Source organism: Bacillus sp. FSL R12-0074, from assembly GCF_038005725.1.
Classification (GTDB): Bacteria; Bacillota; Bacilli; order Bacillales; family Bacillaceae_G; genus Bacillus_A; species Bacillus_A mycoides.
In genome coordinates this window covers 5,060,926-5,078,591 of the sequence record NZ_JBBOTR010000001.1, presented here as the reverse complement: position 1 = coordinate 5,078,591, position 17,666 = coordinate 5,060,926, and the positions used below count along the sequence as shown (strand labels likewise).

At 34.0% G+C, this 17,666-nt stretch carries 17 protein-coding genes; all 17 read left to right on the top strand.

Going from position 1 to position 17,666, the window contains the following annotated elements; all coding sequences use genetic code 11:
- Positions 1 to 11 precede the first annotated feature (11 nt).
- The 17 genes from NSS97_RS26535 (at position 12) to NSS97_RS26455 (ending at position 17,659) form a co-directional block, all read left to right on the top strand.
- Positions 12 to 1,127: an aminotransferase class I/II-fold pyridoxal phosphate-dependent enzyme gene (locus tag NSS97_RS26535; RefSeq protein WP_107887183.1), complete on the top strand. Its 1,116-nt coding sequence runs from the start codon at positions 12 to 14 to the stop codon at positions 1,125 to 1,127.
- Entirely contained in the window at positions 1,127 to 1,771 is a 645-nt protein-coding gene (locus NSS97_RS26530; protein WP_002184600.1) for a sugar transferase, read from the top strand. The genes NSS97_RS26535 and NSS97_RS26530 overlap by 1 nt, the downstream gene beginning before the upstream one ends.
- Positions 1,768 to 2,385, top strand: a complete 618-nt coding sequence (locus tag NSS97_RS26525; RefSeq protein ID WP_002184601.1) for an acetyltransferase — start codon at positions 1,768 to 1,770, stop codon at positions 2,383 to 2,385. The genes NSS97_RS26530 and NSS97_RS26525 overlap by 4 nt, the downstream gene beginning before the upstream one ends.
- Before the next feature lies 1 nt (position 2,386).
- Positions 2,387 to 3,478 (top strand): glycosyltransferase family 4 protein, encoded by a 1,092-nt coding sequence (locus NSS97_RS26520; protein WP_002184602.1) that lies wholly within the window; start codon positions 2,387 to 2,389, stop codon positions 3,476 to 3,478.
- Between the two features lie 27 nt (positions 3,479 to 3,505).
- Positions 3,506 to 4,765, top strand: coding sequence for an oligosaccharide flippase family protein (locus NSS97_RS26515; protein WP_107887184.1), 1,260 nt, complete (start codon positions 3,506 to 3,508; stop codon positions 4,763 to 4,765).
- Positions 4,752 to 6,200: an O-antigen polysaccharide polymerase Wzy gene (locus NSS97_RS26510; RefSeq protein ID WP_107887185.1), complete on the top strand. Its 1,449-nt coding sequence runs from the start codon at positions 4,752 to 4,754 to the stop codon at positions 6,198 to 6,200. The genes NSS97_RS26515 and NSS97_RS26510 overlap by 14 nt, the downstream gene beginning before the upstream one ends.
- Complete coding sequence (locus NSS97_RS26505) at positions 6,197 to 7,372, top strand: glycosyltransferase (RefSeq protein WP_107887186.1); 1,176 nt, start codon at positions 6,197 to 6,199, stop codon at positions 7,370 to 7,372. The genes NSS97_RS26510 and NSS97_RS26505 overlap by 4 nt, the downstream gene beginning before the upstream one ends.
- Positions 7,372 to 8,268 carry a glycosyltransferase family 2 protein gene (locus tag NSS97_RS26500; RefSeq protein ID WP_078176119.1) on the top strand — a complete coding sequence of 299 codons (897 nt, stop codon included), beginning with the start codon at positions 7,372 to 7,374 and terminating at the stop codon, positions 8,266 to 8,268. Before NSS97_RS26505 ends, NSS97_RS26500 begins: the two co-directional genes overlap by 1 nt.
- The gene (locus NSS97_RS26495; RefSeq protein ID WP_002184608.1) at positions 8,265 to 8,837 is read left to right on the top strand and encodes an acyltransferase; all 573 of its coding nucleotides are present in this window, start codon (positions 8,265 to 8,267) and stop codon (positions 8,835 to 8,837) included. Before NSS97_RS26500 ends, NSS97_RS26495 begins: the two co-directional genes overlap by 4 nt.
- 169 nt (positions 8,838 to 9,006) lie before the next feature.
- Complete coding sequence (locus NSS97_RS26490) at positions 9,007 to 10,380, top strand: UDP-glucose dehydrogenase family protein (RefSeq protein WP_002184609.1); 1,374 nt, start codon at positions 9,007 to 9,009, stop codon at positions 10,378 to 10,380.
- The gene (locus NSS97_RS26485) at positions 10,358 to 11,383 is read left to right on the top strand and encodes a GDP-mannose 4,6-dehydratase (protein ID WP_107887187.1); all 1,026 of its coding nucleotides are present in this window, start codon (positions 10,358 to 10,360) and stop codon (positions 11,381 to 11,383) included. Before NSS97_RS26490 ends, NSS97_RS26485 begins: the two co-directional genes overlap by 23 nt.
- 120 nt (positions 11,384 to 11,503) lie before the next feature.
- Positions 11,504 to 12,409, top strand: a complete 906-nt coding sequence (gene tagU / locus NSS97_RS26480) for a polyisoprenyl-teichoic acid--peptidoglycan teichoic acid transferase TagU (RefSeq protein WP_002184611.1) — start codon at positions 11,504 to 11,506, stop codon at positions 12,407 to 12,409.
- Positions 12,410 to 12,552: 143 nt separating this feature from the next.
- On the top strand, positions 12,553 to 13,545 hold the full coding sequence (gene galE / locus NSS97_RS26475) for a UDP-glucose 4-epimerase GalE (protein ID WP_341114445.1): 993 nt from the start codon (positions 12,553 to 12,555) through the stop codon (positions 13,543 to 13,545).
- 120 nt (positions 13,546 to 13,665) lie between these two features.
- Positions 13,666 to 14,337, top strand: coding sequence for a response regulator transcription factor (locus NSS97_RS26470; RefSeq protein ID WP_002184613.1), 672 nt, complete (start codon positions 13,666 to 13,668; stop codon positions 14,335 to 14,337).
- An 11-nt stretch (positions 14,338 to 14,348) separates the two neighbouring features.
- The gene (locus tag NSS97_RS26465; protein ID WP_107887188.1) at positions 14,349 to 15,779 is read left to right on the top strand and encodes an ATP-binding protein; all 1,431 of its coding nucleotides are present in this window, start codon (positions 14,349 to 14,351) and stop codon (positions 15,777 to 15,779) included.
- 66 nt (positions 15,780 to 15,845) lie between these two features.
- The gene (locus NSS97_RS26460) at positions 15,846 to 16,628 is read left to right on the top strand and encodes a DUF3919 family protein (protein WP_016127655.1); all 783 of its coding nucleotides are present in this window, start codon (positions 15,846 to 15,848) and stop codon (positions 16,626 to 16,628) included.
- Entirely contained in the window at positions 16,625 to 17,659 is a 1,035-nt protein-coding gene (locus tag NSS97_RS26455; RefSeq protein WP_002184616.1) for an ABC transporter substrate-binding protein, read from the top strand. Before NSS97_RS26460 ends, NSS97_RS26455 begins: the two co-directional genes overlap by 4 nt.
- Positions 17,660 to 17,666 lie beyond the last annotated feature (7 nt).

The following is a 17,666-nucleotide window of genomic DNA, read 5'->3' as shown; positions in this document are numbered from 1 at the left end:
AAGTTTTTTAAATGGGAGATAGAATATTTCTTTCATCACCACATATGAGTGATGAAGGTTATGAAATGCAGTATGTTAAGGAAGCATTTGATACAAATTGGATTGCACCACTTGGGGAAAATGTGAATGGATTTGAAAGAGAACTAGCAACGAAAGTTGGCTCTAAAGCAGCCGCAGCGCTATCTTCTGGGACAGCTGCAATTCATCTGGCTCTAAAAGCAGCTGGAGTAGGGGAGGAAGATGTTGTTTTTTGCCAAACGCTTACATTCTCAGCTACTGCAAACCCTATTATCTATCAAAATGCTACGCCTGTTTTTATAGATAGCGATTATGAAACTTGGAATATGTGCCCTAAAGCATTAGAAGAGGCTTTTAAAAAATATCCAGATGTAAAGGCAGTTATAGTAGTTCACCTTTATGGGCTTTCTGCAGATATGGATAAGATTGTTGAACTTTGTAAGAAATATGATGTTGCTTTAATTGAAGATGCAGCAGAGTCTTTAGGGACTTACTATAAAGGTAAGCATACTGGTATTTTTGGAGATTATGGTATTTTCTCTTTTAACGGTAACAAAATCATCACTACCTCTGGTGGCGGAATACTTGTTTCTGATAATGAAGAACGAATTTCAAAAGCAAGATTTTGGGCCACTCAAAGTAGAGATCAAGCAAGACATTATCAACATAGTGAATTAGGTTTTAACTATCGTATGAGTAATGTAGTTGCTGGCATTGGTAGAGGACAACTTAAGGTATTAGATCAAAGGGTTCAAAAGAAAAGATACATATTCGATTTTTATAAGAGAGAATTAGAAAATCTTGAAGGTATTGAATTTATGCCTAGTAATGAATGGAATGAACCAAACTATTGGCTAAGTTGCATGACTTTAAATGGTGAAATTCGACCAATTGATGTTATGGTAGCTCTTGAAAAAGAAAATATTGAATCTAGACCAGTTTGGAAGCCAATGCACATGCAGCCGTTCTTTGGGAAATATGATTTTGTTGGTACAGATGTATCAGAGAAACTTTTTGAGAATGGTGTTTGTTTACCAAGCGATACGAAGATGATAGACGCAGATTTAGAAAGAGTTGTGAAAATTATTAAAGGGTTGTGGTTAGCGTAATGAGGAATTCTAGAGGTGGCATCTATAGAAGACTTATAAAAAGACCGATGGATTTTATACTGTCTGTAATTGCTATTATAGTGCTTAGTCCAGTATTTCTTATAGTTGCTTTTCTTGTAAAAATAAAATTAGGTAGCCCAGTGTTGTTTAAGCAAGAGCGACCGGGATTACATGGGAACATTTTTAAAATGTATAAATTTAGAACAATGACTGATGAAAAAAACGAAGATGGTGAATTGTTACCTGATAGTGTAAGACTTACTAAGTTCGGTAAATTTTTACGCTCAACATCACTTGATGAGTTGCCAGGCTTGTTTAATATTTTTAAAGGTAATATGTCAATTATAGGACCTAGGCCTTTATTAGTTCAATATTTACCGTTATATAACGAACATCAAAAACGACGTCATGAAGTTAGACCAGGATTATCGGGATTAGCGCAAGTTAATGGTAGGAACGCTATTAGATGGGAAGAAAAGTTTAATTATGATGTAGAGTATGTTGAGAGTGTAAGTTTCATTACAGATTGGAAAATCATTCTTTTAACGATTAAGAAAGTTTTTATTAGAGAAGGAATTAATTCAGAAACTGCTGCTACAATGGAGCCATTTAAAGGGAATGGAAAAGGAAGTATAAAGTTATGAAAGAAAAACTTCTTATAATAGGAGCTAGTGGCCACGGAAAAGTCATAGCTGATATCGCACTGAAAATGAATAAATGGCAGAGTATTTCCTTTTTAGATGATAACGAAACTCTAAAATCTTCAATGGGAATAGAAATTATTGATAAATCAGCAAGTATCTCAAAGTATATAGATGATTACGATTTTTTTGTTGGAATTGGTAATAATGTCATACGAGAGAAGATTCAGAGGCAACTTGAGACCGAAGGGGCGAGCATTCCGGTATTGATCCATCCGAGTGCAATTATCGGAGAACAAGTCTATTTGGAAGCAGGAACTGTAGTTATGGCAGGAGCTGTGATTAATTGCTGTACTAAGATCGGGAAAGGATGCATTATTAATACTACTTCTACGGTGGATCATGACAATATAATTGAGGATTATGTTCATATATCACCGGGGGCACATTTGGCGGGTACGGTCAATATTGGGCGAGGTACTTGGTTGGGAATTGGTAGTATTATAAGTAATAATATTAATGTTACTGGTGGTTGTAGAATTGGTGCAGGAACTATTGTTGTTAAGGATATAACTGAATTAGGAACTTATGTTGGGGTTCCATCTAGGAGATTATAGAATGAAAAAGGTTTTAATATTAGCAAATAACGATGTCGGTTTATATAAATTTAGAAAAGAGCTTATGCAAGAATTAGTGAAGGAATATAAAGTTTATATTTCACTCCCAGATGGTGAATTTATACATCAATTAAAGGAAATAGGATGTGAGTTCATTAATACACCAATCAGTAGAAGGGGTACTAATCCAATAACCGACGTAAAATTATTTATGAACTATAAAAAGATTATTAAAGAGGTAAAACCTGATGTGGTGTTAACCTACACAATAAAGCCTAACGTATATGGCGGTCTAGCTTGTAGGATGGCAGGTATTCCTTATGTATGTAATATTACTGGTCTTGGAACAGCGGTAGAAAATGATGGGATATTACAGAAAGTCACTTTATTTCTATATAAAAATGCCCTAAAAGACGCGACATGTGTATTCTTTCAAAATGAATCAAATAAAACCTTTTTTAGTACAAAAAAGGTTGTTAAGGGGAAATCAAGATTAATACCAGGATCTGGTGTTAATCTTAATTATTATCCCATACTGGAATATCCATTGGATAAAGAGGTTAATTTTTTATTTATTGCTCGTGTAATGAGGGAAAAAGGTATTGATCAATATTTAGATGCTGCTAAATACATAAGAGAGAAATACCCAAATACTATATTTCATATTTTAGGATTTTGTGAAGGTGAATATGAAGAAAAATTAAAGATAATGCAGGAAAAAGGGATAATTCAGTATCATGGAATGCAAAGTGATATAAGAGAGTTCCATAAAATTTCTCATTGTACTATTCATCCTACATATTATCCAGAAGGTATGTCTAATGTATTACTCGAAAGTGCTGCTTGTGGAAGGCCTATTATTACCACTGATAGAAGTGGCTGTCGGGAAATTGTGGAACATGGAGAAAATGGTTTAATTGTCAAACAAAAGAATAGTCAGGACTTAATAGAAAAAATAGAGCGCTTTTTAAGTATGGATTGGCAGGATAAAAAGAACATGGGCTTAGCGGGTAGAAAGAAAGTTGAAAAGGAATTTGATAGAAATATTGTTCTGAATGCTTATCTAGACGTAATAAACAGTGTACAGAAATAATTATAAGTAAGAGGGTTATATGATATTATGATTAATTCTAAGTCTATGTTACTTAAGGTTATATCGGTTTTTATGGGATCAGCATTTTTTATGGCATCACAATTTTTAATAATAATAATATTGGCGAGACTAGGTAATGCTGAAGTTGTAGGAGAGTTTGGGTTAATGCTAGCGATTACAGGTCCTGTATACATGTTTTTTACGATGCAAATTAGAAATAAAGTTACTAGTGAAGAAAGTAACTCATCTGCGTATATTGAAATTGTAATTTTAAATGTAATATTAGCAACTATAATATCCTTAGGTATTTGTTTTATTACAAAAGCTAGTTCTGACGTAACACAATTAGTATTTATCTACTTGTTAGCAAAAAATGTTCAATTAGTTTCCGAATTAGTTTATGGTATTTTGCAACAACAAGAAAAACTTCATGAAGTAGGATTTTCAAATTTTATAAAAGGTATTTCATCAACTTTTTTGTTTTTTATTTTTTATTATTTCACAAGAGATATTTTATTGGCCACTCTTAGTATAGGATTATCATGGTTAGTAACGCTTTTAATATATGATATTTCTAAAATTAATATGAATAAGAAGAGAAATATTAAAGATTACTTGAAATTACCTGATGATATGAAAAAGGTTAGTTATTTATATAGGGCTCTGTTACCTTTGGGGATTATCTCACTTCTATATTCATTAAATACAAATATAACTAGATATTTTATTACTTATTATACTGATACAGAACAATTAGGTTATTTTACAGCCCTCTCGTATCTAATGATAGCGGGAAATACCCTCGTTGGGGCGATAGGGCAGTCGTTTTGCAATAAATTATCTCGTTATAGTGATCGGGAGTCAAAAAGTGATTTTAATAAATTATTTAATAAACTAGTTGTCTTTGGCTTGATTTTAGGCCTGGTAAGTACATTATTGACCTTTTATCTTGGAGAGTTCTTATTGTATATTCTTTTTGGATCAGATTATATCGAATATTCTTCGCTTTTAACTCTTTTAATGGCAGCGACTATTTTTAGATATCCTGCTGAGTTTATGGGATACGCAACTATTGCTACTAAAACTTATAAGAATGAGTTACCTCAACTTATTTTCATGTTAATTGCAACATGTATTTGTGCATTTTTATTAATCCCGATATGGGGATTATACGGTGCTGCTGTTACATTACTTGTAGGCTCTTGTATTACTGCGATTGGAAGATTTGTAATAATTTTAAGAGTGAATAAAGAAAGTGAAAGGAAAGTAAGTTATGAAACACAGTAAAATGAGAAATAGTGGGAATGTAATTTCATTTCCACTATTAATTAATGTATTACTCGTAGCTCTACTTGTAATACTTAGTTCAATATCACTTTTGTTTTTTAGCACCAATGAAGTAGTTACTTTAATCCCGATTGCAATTACAGCTTTATTTATCATTCGAAGAATAATATTAATAATTTTTCATAAGGTACCCACTTTGGATATTTGGGCTATTTTTACGTATACTTCGATACTAATTTTTATCTATTCTCCATTGTACCATCTAATAACGCATCAGCCGATTGCGAATAATTTACCATCTGATTTTACAAACCTAATAGCTATTATTGCTTGGACTTCATTACCGGTGATACCATTGTTTTATTTTGGGAGCTATATTAGAAAAAATATTAAATGGAGAATAAAAAAAGAAGCTTTTAAGAATGAAGAAATAAAAGTACCTAATATTTCTTTCATCGCTTTTGTTTATATACTGGTTGGTTTTAGTGCAAATATGATTATAGAGTCAGGGATAGGCTTAGGTGTATTAACGGGTACCCTTTATGTTTTAAATGATTTTTTTAGTGTAGGGTTAATATTTTTATATTTTAACTGGGCTAGTAAAGTTGCTAAGAAAGATAAAAACGTAAAGTTTCTGGGGCTAATATATTTACTAGTTATTGTGGTCTTAATTTCTTTATTTAACTTAGATAGAGGTAGCAGGTTCTTCATTCTAGTTTATGCATTTTGGGGATTATATATCTATGTAAATTATTTAAATAAAAAATTTAATATTACAAAGTTAATAATAATTACAATTATATTAATACCATTACTTACACAATATAAGTTATTCAAGTATGCGGAATATAATACCGATTATTTGGTAGATAGTAATTACCGAAAGTCTATTCAAAACCAATATGAGCAATTGACACCTGGTTACACAATTGCTACAGATTTAGGGCGCTATTACATTTGGATGTTATATTATAAGGAATTGCAACCCAATGGTAATATTGATTACCAGCATGGAAAGACTTATGTTGATGCTGCTTTAACTATGTTACCTAGTTGGATTGTACCTAATAAGCCCCCGGGTATGATTGCTTTGTCTCATGATGCAGAATTTGGTAGAGGATTTTATGAACAATATAGGCCTACTACAGCAAAAATAGGAGGATTCTGGGCAGAAAGTTATGTGAACTTTGGATTTTTAGGGATATGGACTTTAGCAATTATATTTGGCTATTTCCTAGAAGTTATAAATGAAGTAATAAATAGAAATAAATTTGGGAGTATTACACCGGTTGTAGCAGGTTTGTTAGTTACATTTGGTGCGGAATTTTTACTGCACGATTCAAGGTTAATATTATGGCATGTTGCAAAGGATTTGTTTTTAATCTTTCCATTAATAATATATGTGAAATTTAAGAAAAAGAGGCTTAATACATGAAAATAATTTTTGCTATAAGTTCACAATACTATGAAAGTGAAGGTGGGGTTTGGACAACGACATCATATAATAATACGATGTGGGATGAATATCTTAAAAGTTTTGATGAAATTTTTGTCTTAGCTCCATTAAAAAAAGTAAATGAGCTTCCAACTGGATGTAAAAGAGCTGATAATAAGAATGTCAAGTTTATTGACTCATCTGCTATTAAGAAAAAGGATGCAATTGGTATAATAAAGGTGAGAAATAAGATTAATTTATTAGTTAAATCATTAGATGGTGGGATATTGCATAGCCCATCATTTGAAGCGGAGTTAGCGTTTAGTGCTTTAAAAAAATATAAAAAGCCTTATGTTGTTGAAAGTAGAGGCGAGCAATCAATGCACGAAGGCTTTTTAAAAGCTAGAGGTATTCCTTTTGCCAAGTTTGTAAAGCAAATTTTTCTAAAAATGCATATGAGACATCTTGAAGGGGCATACGGATGTATTTATGTTTCTGATACTTTAAAAGAAAGATATGCGCCAAAAAATATAATTAAAGCAGCAGTAATAAGTGATTTAAGATTACCAGATTCCTTTATTAAAACACCAAGGGTTTGGGAGCAAACTTCAGAACCTTTTAAAATAATTAATGTAGGTAATTTAAGTCCTTATAAGGATCAAAGAACTTTAATAAAGGCGCTTCATTTTATTATAAAAAACTTTAATTATAATATTCAATTAAATATGGTGGGGAAGGGTCCCCTTGAATCAGAATTAAAACAGTTTGTAAAAGAGTTGGAACTAGAACAATATGTAAAATTCCATGGTTTTGTACCATGGGGGGAGGAACTTTTTAGTTTATATGATCAAAATGATTTATTTGTTCTATCTTCTCTTACAGAAGGTATGCCAAGGGTAGTACTTGAATCGTTAGCAAGGGGATTACCGGTAGTATCAACAGAGGTTTCTGGATCAATTGAAATTTTGCCTAAAGAGTGTATAGCTCCTGTTGGTGACTATAAGACATTAGCTCAAGCAATTAGAAGATTAATGGAATCTCCTTCTTTACTAAGTGAACTTTCTAATTTAGGAATTAATGAGATTAAGAATTATAGAGAGGACATTTTAAAAGAGAAAAAAATAAACTACTTTAATGAATTTAAAGAAGCTTTTAAGGTGGATGGAGATTGATGAAAGAGCCATTGGTTAGTATTATAATACCAAGTTATAATCCAGGACGATTAATAGAATTTGCGGTGAAAAGTGTAGAAAACCAAACATATACAAACAAAGAAATTATCATTATAGATGATGGTTCAACGGATGGGACGCTAGAGTGGTTAGAAAATAATAAGGAAAGATTTAAATATGTTACTCAAAAAAATAGTGGAGCTTCTAGTGCAAGAAATAAAGGTGTAAATATTGCTACCGGAGATTTTATTGCTTTTCTTGATGCTGATGATATTTGGTTTCCTAATAAACTTGAAAAACAAATGGGAATTTTTAAAGAGGAACAGGATATTTCTTTTGTATTTTCAAACGGCTTAATAATACATGATGATATTGAAGTAGATAGTATAATTTTGGAGAATCATGAAAAAGTATTTGATTTATACACTTTACCGCCAAAAATAATAGATTTTGATTGGAATTTTCGTATTCATTCAGTGCCTACTAGTAGCCTTATTGTAAGGAAAGATGATTTTATTAAGGTGGGTGGATTTCCTACCTTAATTCAGGGAGAAGATTTTGCCTTAATACAATTATTATTGGCTTATAATAAAGGTTATGCTTTTAAGGAACCTTTAATGTGTTATAGGAGACATCAGAATAATACAAGTTCGTCTATACAAAAGGTATCTATGAAAAAAAGGATGGGGAAAATTTTAAATAAGGATTTGGCAAGAATTATATTGTTCAATATTTTAAAAGAAAATAATCATCCAATACCAAAAATTATTAATAAATATAGGGTTTATCCAGTCCCTTGTAGAATGCTTGCTTTGTTTATTTGGAGATTTAGGTATGGTGCAAACAAAAATAAAGTAAAACGGGATATTATTAATTATTTAACGGGAAGGGCTTGAAAAAGTTGAGAGGAAGAGAAAAAGCAAAGAAATTCCAATTTTTTTTAAGAATAGTGATAGGAATTTGGAGTTTGTTTCCAAGGAAAGTATTGTATTCTTTATTAGTGTTAAATCGAAACTTGCCAGGATATTTAGGATTAGGCATAAGATATACTATATTTAAGGTTTTATGTAAATCTTGTGGGGAGAATGTTTTAATTGGACCTGGAGTATATTTCTTTAAGCTAGAAAATTTAGTAGTAGGAGATAATGTTAGTTTTCACCCTTTATGTTATATTGACGCTACTGGTGGAGTAGAAATACAAAAAGATGTTTCGATTGCACATAATTGTACGATTGTTTCCTTTGAACATGATTATACATCTGGAACTATATACAGAGATAATCCAGTAATCTCTAATCCCATTAGTATAGGCTCTAATGTTTGGTTAGGGGCAGGGGTAAGGGTTTTATCAGGAACGATTATTGAAAATAATGTTGTTATTGGTGCTGGTTCGATTGTTAAGGGAAAGATCAATAAAGATTCATTATATGTTGGGGTACCAGCTAAAAAGATAAAAGAGATTTAGTTTTATTTTAGTGGGATACTAAATTATGAGATTTTATTTATGAAGTACCCCTATTTATTTTTTATGAAATGAATATTGGGGCAATAATATAAAATAGTATAATGCTTGTCGCTTCTATATTATTGAGGAATATAGAATTGTTAATTAACATATGAAGAGGAAGGTAAATATGTACAAGATAGCGGTAGCAGGAACAGGTTATGTTGGTCTAGTGGCAGGTGTATGTTTTGCTGAAGTTGGGCATCAAGTAACTTGTGTTGATATTGATGAAAAGAAAGTAGATTTAATGAAATCAGGTGTTTCACCAATCTATGAAGCTGGTTTAGAGGAATTAATGCAAAAAAATTATGCTGCTGGCAGAATTAATTATACAACTAATTATAAATCAGTATATAAAGATGCAGATGCGATTTTTATTGGTGTAGGAACTCCAGAACAAGCTGACGGTTCTGCAAATCTTTTATATATTGCAACTGTTGCAAAGCAAATTGCTGAAAGTATAGAAAAAGATTGCCTTGTTGTTGTAAAGTCAACTGTTCCGATTGGAACGAACGATAAAGTAGAGCAGTTTATTCAGGACTTTTTAGTTAATGATGTGAAAGTAGAAGTTGCATCGAATCCAGAATTTTTAGCTCAAGGTTCTGCTGTTCATGATACGTTATATGCAGAAAGAATTGTCATTGGTACAGAAAGTAAATGGGCTGAAGGAGTATTAATGAATCTTTATAAACCGTTTCATTTACCTATCGTTTCAGTAAATAGACGATCAGCTGAAATGATTAAATACGCTTCTAATGATTTTCTTGCCCTCAAAATTTCTTATATGAATGATATTGCAAATCTTTGTGAATTAGTTGGTGCGGATATCCAAGATGTTGCAAAAGGTATGAGTTTTGATGAGCGTATTGGAAGTAAGTTTTTAAATGCGGGCATCGGTTTTGGGGGATCATGTTTCCCTAAAGATACAAAAGCATTAGAATATTTAGCGAGACAACATGGTTACGAATTAAGAATAGTAAAGGCTACAATTGATGTGAATAAAGATCAAAAGACTTTATTATATAAAAAAGCTAGCCAAAGGTTAATTACTTTTAGTGGTTTAAAAGTAGCGGTACTAGGACTGACGTTTAAACCTGGAACAGATGATTTAAGAGAAGCTGCGTCTCTTGAAAATATCCCTTTACTATTAGAACAAGGTGCAGATATTTATGCGTTTGATCCAGTAGGTGCAAGCAACTTTGCTAAGGTATATCCAGAAGGTAAAAATAAAAATGGTAATATTACATATGTTGCTAATGTTGAACAAGCTTTAGAAGGTGCAAACGTCTGCTTTATTTTTACAGAATGGGGAGAAGTGAAAGAATTAGCTCCAGAAAATTATAAGAAGTTAATGAGAACGCCCCTAGTATATGATGGAAGAAATATTTATGATGTTTCAGCGATGCAAGAAGCTGGGATAGAGTATCATTCTATCGGAAGAAAAGCTACAAGTAGAGAATGTATGAGGGAGTCGGATTATATTGAATTACAAGCCTCTAGATAATAGTAAAGTATACCTTGTTACTGGAGCGGCAGGTTTTGTTGGATATTTCTTATCTAAGAAATTATTAGAACAAGGTTGCCAAGTAATAGGTATCGATAATATAAATGATTATTATGATGTAAATCTTAAATATGCTCGTTTAGAGCAACTGAAACCGTATGAGAAATTTACTTTTATTAAAGGTGATATTTCTGATAAGGATATGATTACTAAGCTTTTTGAAGAGTACAAACCAAATATTGTAGTGAATTTGGCTGCGCAAGCTGGTGTGAGATATTCAATTGAAAATCCGGATGTATACATTCAAAGTAATGTTATTGGTTTCTATAATATTCTTGAAGCATGTAGACATTTCTCGGTTGATCATCTTGTATATGCATCATCGAGTTCTGTTTATGGAGCAAATAAAAAGGTTCCTTTCGAGGAAACAGATTTTGTAGATAATCCAGTATCACTTTATGCATCTACTAAGAAATCAAATGAACTAATGGCTCATACGTATAGTCACTTGTATAAAATTCCTGCTACTGGGCTTCGCTTCTTTACGGTGTATGGTCCAATGGGACGTCCAGATATGGCTTACTTTGGTTTTACTGATAAGTATTTTGCTGGTGATTCAATCAAAATATTTAATAATGGTGATTTTGAAAATGATCTATATCGTGATTTTACTTATATAGATGATATTGTTGAGGGGATCCAACGTCTTTTAAGTAATCCACCTAAAGGCGATGTTGAACATAAAGTATTCAATATTGGAAATAATAATCCTGAAAAACTAATGGTATTTATCGAAACATTAGAGAAAGTACTAGGTAAAGCTTTAGGAAGAGAAGTGACATTTGAAAAGGTATTTGAGCCTATCAAACCAGGAGATGTACCGGCTACTTATGCATCAACTGATTTATTACAGAAGGCTGTAGATTTTAAACCTGAAACTTCTATAGAAAAAGGCTTACAGGAGTTCGCTAATTGGTATGTAAAATACTATACAGTAAAATAATCGTGATTCTTTTTGAAAAGGCCACTAGCGGCTTAGAATACTTAAGATATAATATACTAAATTAATATTTGTATTATCTGGAGATTTATTCAGAATGATTGAAAGATGAGGTCTATAATAATGAAAAAGAAAATTCTATTTTGGATATTAGGAATCATAGGAGTACTAATTATAGGTGGAGGAGTATACGCTTATAATGTATATTCTAAAGTCTCAAGTACATTAAATGAAGTTCATAAACCTTTAAAGCGTGATCAAGGTAACAAACAAGAAGAAAAAATTAATAAATCTGAACCTGTTTCAATCCTGTTGCTAGGTGCAGATGAACGCGGTGAAGATAAAGGGCGTTCTGATTCTTTAATGGTCATTACTTTAAATCCGAAAAACAATTCTATGAAGACGTTAAGTATCCCTCGTGATACGTATACGGAAATTGTAGGTAAAGGAAAAAGTGATAAAATTAATCATGCTTACGCATTTGGTGGCGTGGATATGTCTGTCGCAACAGTCGAAAAATTCTTAGGTGTGCCTATTAATTACTACATAGAAGTTAATATGGAAGGATTTAAGGATATTGTTGATGCTGTGGGCGGTGTTGATGTAAATAATGATTTAGAATTCTCTCTTGAAGGAAAGCACTTCCAAAAAGGGAATATTCATTTAACAGGTGATCAAGCTTTAGCGTATACTCGTATGCGTAAAGAAGATCCACGTGGTGACTTCGGTCGTCAAATGCGTCAACGCCAAGTGATGCAAGCAGTTATTAAAAAAGGTGCAAACTTATCTTCTTTAGCAAATTATGGAGATGTACTTACAGCAATCCAAAAGAACGTGAAAACAAACTTAACACAAGATCAAATGTTTGATATGCAAAAGAATTATAAGAATTGCTTGCAAAATAGTGAAGATATTCAAATCCCAGGTGACGGACATAAAGCAGCTGACGGTATTTGGTATTACTATGTTCCGGACGCAGCGAAGCAAGATTTAACAAATAAATTAAAAGCAAATCTTGAGCTAAAATAAGTAATAATACGGATAAACCCAACTCTTTTGGAAATAGTTGGGTTTATTTTTTGTTTTTATATTAGTATTATATAATGTAAGACTATTAGAAGAGGTGAAGGGAAGTAACTATAAGATTCTAACATATGAGCAGGAGGAAGAACATGAGTTCAATTTTAGTATGCGGTGGAGCTGGTTACATCGGTTCTCACGCTGTAAAAAAATTAATAGATGAAGGCCTATCTGTATTAGTAGTTGATAATTTACAAACTGGGCATGAAGATGCGATTACAGAGGGTGCAAAGTTTTATAAAGGAGACCTTCGTGATAAAGGTTTTCTAAGAGATGTTTTTAAACAAGAAAATATTGAGGCGGTTATGCATTTTGCAGCTGATTCTTTAGTTGGCGTTAGTATGGAGAAACCTCTTCAATATTATAATAATAATGTGTATGGTGCACTTTGCTTGCTAGAAGTAATGGATGAGTTCAAAGTAGATAAGTTTATCTTCTCTTCTACTGCAGCAACTTACGGTGAGGTAGATGTTGATCTTATTAATGAAGAGACGGTAACAAATCCAACGAATACGTATGGAGAGACGAAGTTAGCGATTGAAAAGATGCTTCATTGGTATAGCCAAGCTTCTAATTTAAAGTATAAGATTTTCAGATACTTTAATGTAGCTGGTGCAACGCCAGACGGTATTATTGGTGAAGATCACCGTCCCGAGACGCATCTTATTCCTTTAGTTTTACAAGTAGCTTTAGGACAACGTGAGAAGATTATGATGTTTGGCGAAGACTATAATACACCAGATGGTACTTGTATTCGCGATTATATTCATGTCGAAGATTTAGTAGCAGCTCATTTCCTTGGTCTTAAAGACTTACAAAACGGCGGGGAAAGTGATTTCTACAACTTAGGAAATGGAAATGGGTTTAGCGTTAAAGAAATCGTTGAAGCTGTTCGTGAAGTTACGAATCATGAAATCCCAGCAGAAGTAGCACCAAGGAGAGCGGGAGATCCAGCACGTCTAGTTGCTTCTTCACAAAAGGCGAAAGAGAAATTAGGATGGAATCCACAGTATGTAGAGGTTAAAATAATTATTGAACATGCTTGGAATTGGCATCAGAAGAAACCTCATGGCTATGAGAAGTAAGTAGAAATGGAAAAGAGAGGGTATCGTCGTTCAACATATGTTCGACAATACCCTCTCTTTTTTTGTGTGATTTTTGCTATACTAAACTGTACTATAATACGGGATGGAAGGAGGATGATGATGAAAATACTTGTAGTTGATGATGAATCGAGTATCCGCAATTTAATTCGGATGCAGTTAGAGATGGAAGGATATGAAGTATTGACGGCAGCTGATGGGAGAGAAGCTTTAGAGAGATGGAATGAGCAGCCGGATGTACTCATTTTAGATGTGATGCTTCCTGATACGGATGGGTATGAGTTATTACGTTTATTCCGAGAGAAGGATCGTGATATCCCAGTGCTTATGCTGACAGCAAAGAGTCAGATGAATGATAAATTGCTTGGCTTGCAGCTTGGTGCGGATGATTATGTGACGAAGCCTTTTAATTATGCGGAGCTTATTCTTCGTGTGAAAAATATGAGTCGGCGTGTGAGGAAGGAGGAAGTGTCTTCTACTCATGAGGTGATCCGAGCAGGGGAATTGGTAATTTGTCCAAAGGAAAGAAAGGTACATGTGAGTGGGCAAGAAATTCAGTTAACGTATCGAGAGTTTAATTTATGTCAGTTGTTTGTTTCGAATCCTCAGCGTGTGTTCATGAGAGATGAGTTGCTTGAGAAAGTATGGGGATTTGAGTATATCGGAAATACGAGAGCGGTTGATATTATGGTGCAAAGACTTCGAAAGAAACTCGGGAATAGTGGGGAGCATATTAAGACGATTTATGGTGTTGGATATAAGCTTGATTGCTAAAAGGTGATGATATGTCTTTAAAACGAAATATGGTGTTTGGAATAGTTGGATTGTTGATTCCAATTCTTGTTCTTTTATACGCGGTTGTTTATATTGCACTGGAGAAGAATGTGTATCATAATGCGGCGGATTCCTTAGAAAAGTTAAGTGTGGAAGCGCAAATTTATACGATGAATTATTTAGAGAAGGAAGCAGAAGTAGAGACGTTAGGTCCTAATTCGCTTTTAATTGCTTCGTATTTAGCGAAGCGAATGGATGTCCGGGTGCAGATGATTGGGAAGAATGGAGATGTTGTTGCAGATACACAAAAAGGGGCATTACTTCATCGGAATATTGATATTGAGAGTTCTTTGAAGGGAAAGAAATCTTATGTTTTCGAGGAGGGAGACCCAGCTCCAATTCTTTTGTTTTCAAGTCCAGTTCATTATGGAAACGATGTCATTGGGAGTATTCGTTTTATAAATGAGTTAACGGATGAGAAGGAAGTTTTAACAAATGTGAGTTGGACGTTTTTGATGACGTCGCTTTGTTTAGTAGCTGCTGGTATTTTCTTTGCGATTCGTTTGGCGAAGTCTCTTCATAAACCAATTGATCAGTTAAGGCAAATGGCGCATCGGCTCGCGAATGGGGATTATGAAAGTAAGATTGAGCTGAATGAGTATGTGGAGATTGCACAGCTTTCAGCATCCTTTAATGCGATGGCTGATGGAATTGAACTGCATATTAAGCAGCTGAAGGAAGAGAAAGAGAAACAGAAAGATTTCTTAGACCGCATTACACATGAGCTGAAAACACCGCTTACGGCAATTATTGGTTATGTTGATTTAATTCCGAAGTTGCAGTCGAAGGAGGATGTGCAGGAGAGCCTCCGTTATGTGTCTGTAGAAAGTGAGCGTCTATTATCACTTGTAGAGGAATTACTTAAGTCTTCAAAGTACGGGAAGAGTACGTTTGAAGTGTCACCTACAGTCGTGAATATTAAAGAATTGGCAGAAGAAGCGGTTTCGATTGTGAAACTTAGGTTGCAGCAGTTTGAAATTGAAGTTATGAATGAGTTAACAGAAGTACACGTCGTTGCGGATTTTGATAAGACGAAGCAAATTTTCTTGAATGTGCTTGATAATGCGATTAAATATAGTGATGCTACGCAAGTTCGTATGAATGTAATTATAAATGAGCAGGAAGCGAAAGTTTTTGTTCATGATGATGGTATTGGTATGGATGAAGGTGTGCTTGCAGAATGGAATGAGTCTCCGGAAGGTAAGGTGCTTCCTTCAAGTTACGGGAATGGCTATGGCTTATACATTTGTCAGGAGATTATGAAGAAGCAAGGCGGAAGTATGCGAATTGAGAGTAGTGAAGAGATGGGGACTACAATATGCATTACATTTTTACTTCCGAGACGGATGGAAGACATAAAAAACTTGAAAGCGGTTAAATGATACATTTATGAAACAATTATGCGGTATTTTCGAAACAACGTTTTTTTATCTTGGAGGTAGGCAGAAATGAAAAGGCTATCATTTCAAATTCTTATGTTTGTCTTTTGTATGATCGTTTCTCTTATTTTGTTTTATGTTATTGAGAAGCAAATATATAATCGAATTACAATTGTGGATGACAAACAAGCCGTTTTACAAAGAGTGAATGAATCCCTTCCTACTGAAGTGAAAGTAAGGCATGAGAAGTGGGGAGAAATTGTTGTAACGGATGAAGTTCGTTTGCATACGATTGTTTCATTCTTTGACCGAATTCGAATAGAACCGAGAGAAGTGAGGAATCAAGAACAAGTATTTACTGGAGAAGTAACGTACTTGAATGGACATAAACGTACTTTTGCAGTAGGTGACTTGTTCCAGTACGAGGCTAATGTATACGGAAAGAATGGTACGGATCCGATGATCTCAGCATTTCAAACGTATTTGTTAAGTCTGTATTATACACCAGAGCGCATTAGTAATTTCTTTGCGGAGGCAAAGGAAGTTGTAGTGAGGCAAGGGGATGTAATACGTACTATAGATCTTACGCAAATATTTGATTCTATTCGATACGCAAAGCAAATTACAGATTACGGAGAAATTCAGAAATTATTACAATCACAGAATGAGCCGATTGCTTATATTACTGCCTATAAAACAGGCAAACGTGTAAAGAATGAGCGGGAGGATATTCTAACTATTTCTGTGTATCCATCGTACTTTGTTGTGCAATATCTCGGTGATAATAACGGGAATGTCATGTATATGAAGGGCTCCCTAGCAGAATTCCTTGTAAAGGAGAGTGTGTCATGAGAAAGATAGCCTTTTTCTTCTTTTTGCTAGTAATCGGAGGAGCGATGTCTAGTTGCTCTCGAGATACAACCTCTATTAAATATAATAAAAGTGGTCTCCCTATTTTGGATGATCGTCATCTCGTTGCGTATGTAGCGGCCCGCGAGGAAGTTGGTGAAGCTTTGCTTTCGTCATTTTGTAAACAACGCGGGTGTACATATGAATTTATTCGTCTATCGACAGAAGAACTTCTTCGGAGAGTAGAAGAGGAAGCTGGAAATCCGAAGGCGGATATTATTATTGGCGGTACAGTAGATGCGCATCAAATGATGAAGCAAAAGAACCTTTCTATTCCTGTTACGACCCAGCATGCGAACCGTATTTCAAAGACTGTTAAAGATAAAGATGGTTATTGGTACGGTTATGAAGTGGAGAAACTGGCAATCGCGATTAATAAAGAGCGGTGGAATGAAGAAATAGCGCCGCTCGGTCTTCCATATCCATCAAGGTGGCAAGATTTATTAGATCCGGTATATACGGGTAAGATTGCAATGCCTGATCCAAACGTTTCCGGCACAGCATATACTTTGTTTCAATCACTTATTGATACTTTAGGTGAAGAAGAATCGAAAGAGTATGTTAAGAATCTTGCAAGGCAAGTTGGTGAAGTAACGGTGAATGGTTATATGCCCGCAGAACTGGTTGCGAGCGGTGAATATATGATAGGCATCAATTTTGCGGGAGATCAGAGAATGCTTCAGAAACAAGGCTTTCCTATTGTAAGTAACGAACCTGAGCAAACAGGATTATCTGTTAATGCGATTTCGAAACTGAAGCGTGCACCGAGTGGTTTTATAGCGGACTTATTTATTGATTATTGTTTATCAGAAGAAGCGGGGCACATTTTAGAAAAAGTTTCGTTTGGCGTACCAACGATGTTTGCGAAGAATCAGAAAGAGATAGAAGGTCAGCCGGTTAGAAGGACGAACAAAAATATATCAAATAGTGGAATAATCGAGATATGGAATAGACAGCGTCTCTCTCAGCAGTGAGAAAAGG

Excerpts from the sequence above, each read along its gene's own strand:
- NSS97_RS26535 (WP_107887183.1), top strand. The coding sequence starts at position 12 with ATGGGAGATAGAATATTTCTTTCATCACCACATATGAGTGATGAAGGT.
- NSS97_RS26530 (WP_002184600.1), top strand. The coding sequence starts at position 1,127 with ATGAGGAATTCTAGAGGTGGCATCTATAGAAGACTTATAAAAAGACCG.
- NSS97_RS26525 (WP_002184601.1), top strand. The coding sequence starts at position 1,768 with ATGAAAGAAAAACTTCTTATAATAGGAGCTAGTGGCCACGGAAAAGTC.
- NSS97_RS26520 (WP_002184602.1), top strand. The coding sequence starts at position 2,387 with ATGAAAAAGGTTTTAATATTAGCAAATAACGATGTCGGTTTATATAAA.
- NSS97_RS26515 (WP_107887184.1), top strand. The coding sequence starts at position 3,506 with ATGATTAATTCTAAGTCTATGTTACTTAAGGTTATATCGGTTTTTATG.
- NSS97_RS26510 (WP_107887185.1), top strand. The coding sequence starts at position 4,752 with ATGAAACACAGTAAAATGAGAAATAGTGGGAATGTAATTTCATTTCCA.
- NSS97_RS26505 (WP_107887186.1), top strand. The coding sequence starts at position 6,197 with ATGAAAATAATTTTTGCTATAAGTTCACAATACTATGAAAGTGAAGGT.
- NSS97_RS26500 (WP_078176119.1), top strand. The coding sequence starts at position 7,372 with ATGAAAGAGCCATTGGTTAGTATTATAATACCAAGTTATAATCCAGGA.
- NSS97_RS26490 (WP_002184609.1), top strand. The coding sequence starts at position 9,007 with ATGTACAAGATAGCGGTAGCAGGAACAGGTTATGTTGGTCTAGTGGCA.
- tagU (WP_002184611.1), top strand. The coding sequence starts at position 11,504 with ATGAAAAAGAAAATTCTATTTTGGATATTAGGAATCATAGGAGTACTA.
- galE (WP_341114445.1), top strand. The coding sequence starts at position 12,553 with ATGAGTTCAATTTTAGTATGCGGTGGAGCTGGTTACATCGGTTCTCAC.
- NSS97_RS26470 (WP_002184613.1), top strand. The coding sequence starts at position 13,666 with ATGAAAATACTTGTAGTTGATGATGAATCGAGTATCCGCAATTTAATT.
- NSS97_RS26465 (WP_107887188.1), top strand. The coding sequence starts at position 14,349 with ATGTCTTTAAAACGAAATATGGTGTTTGGAATAGTTGGATTGTTGATT.
- NSS97_RS26460 (WP_016127655.1), top strand. The coding sequence starts at position 15,846 with ATGAAAAGGCTATCATTTCAAATTCTTATGTTTGTCTTTTGTATGATC.
- NSS97_RS26455 (WP_002184616.1), top strand. The coding sequence starts at position 16,625 with ATGAGAAAGATAGCCTTTTTCTTCTTTTTGCTAGTAATCGGAGGAGCG.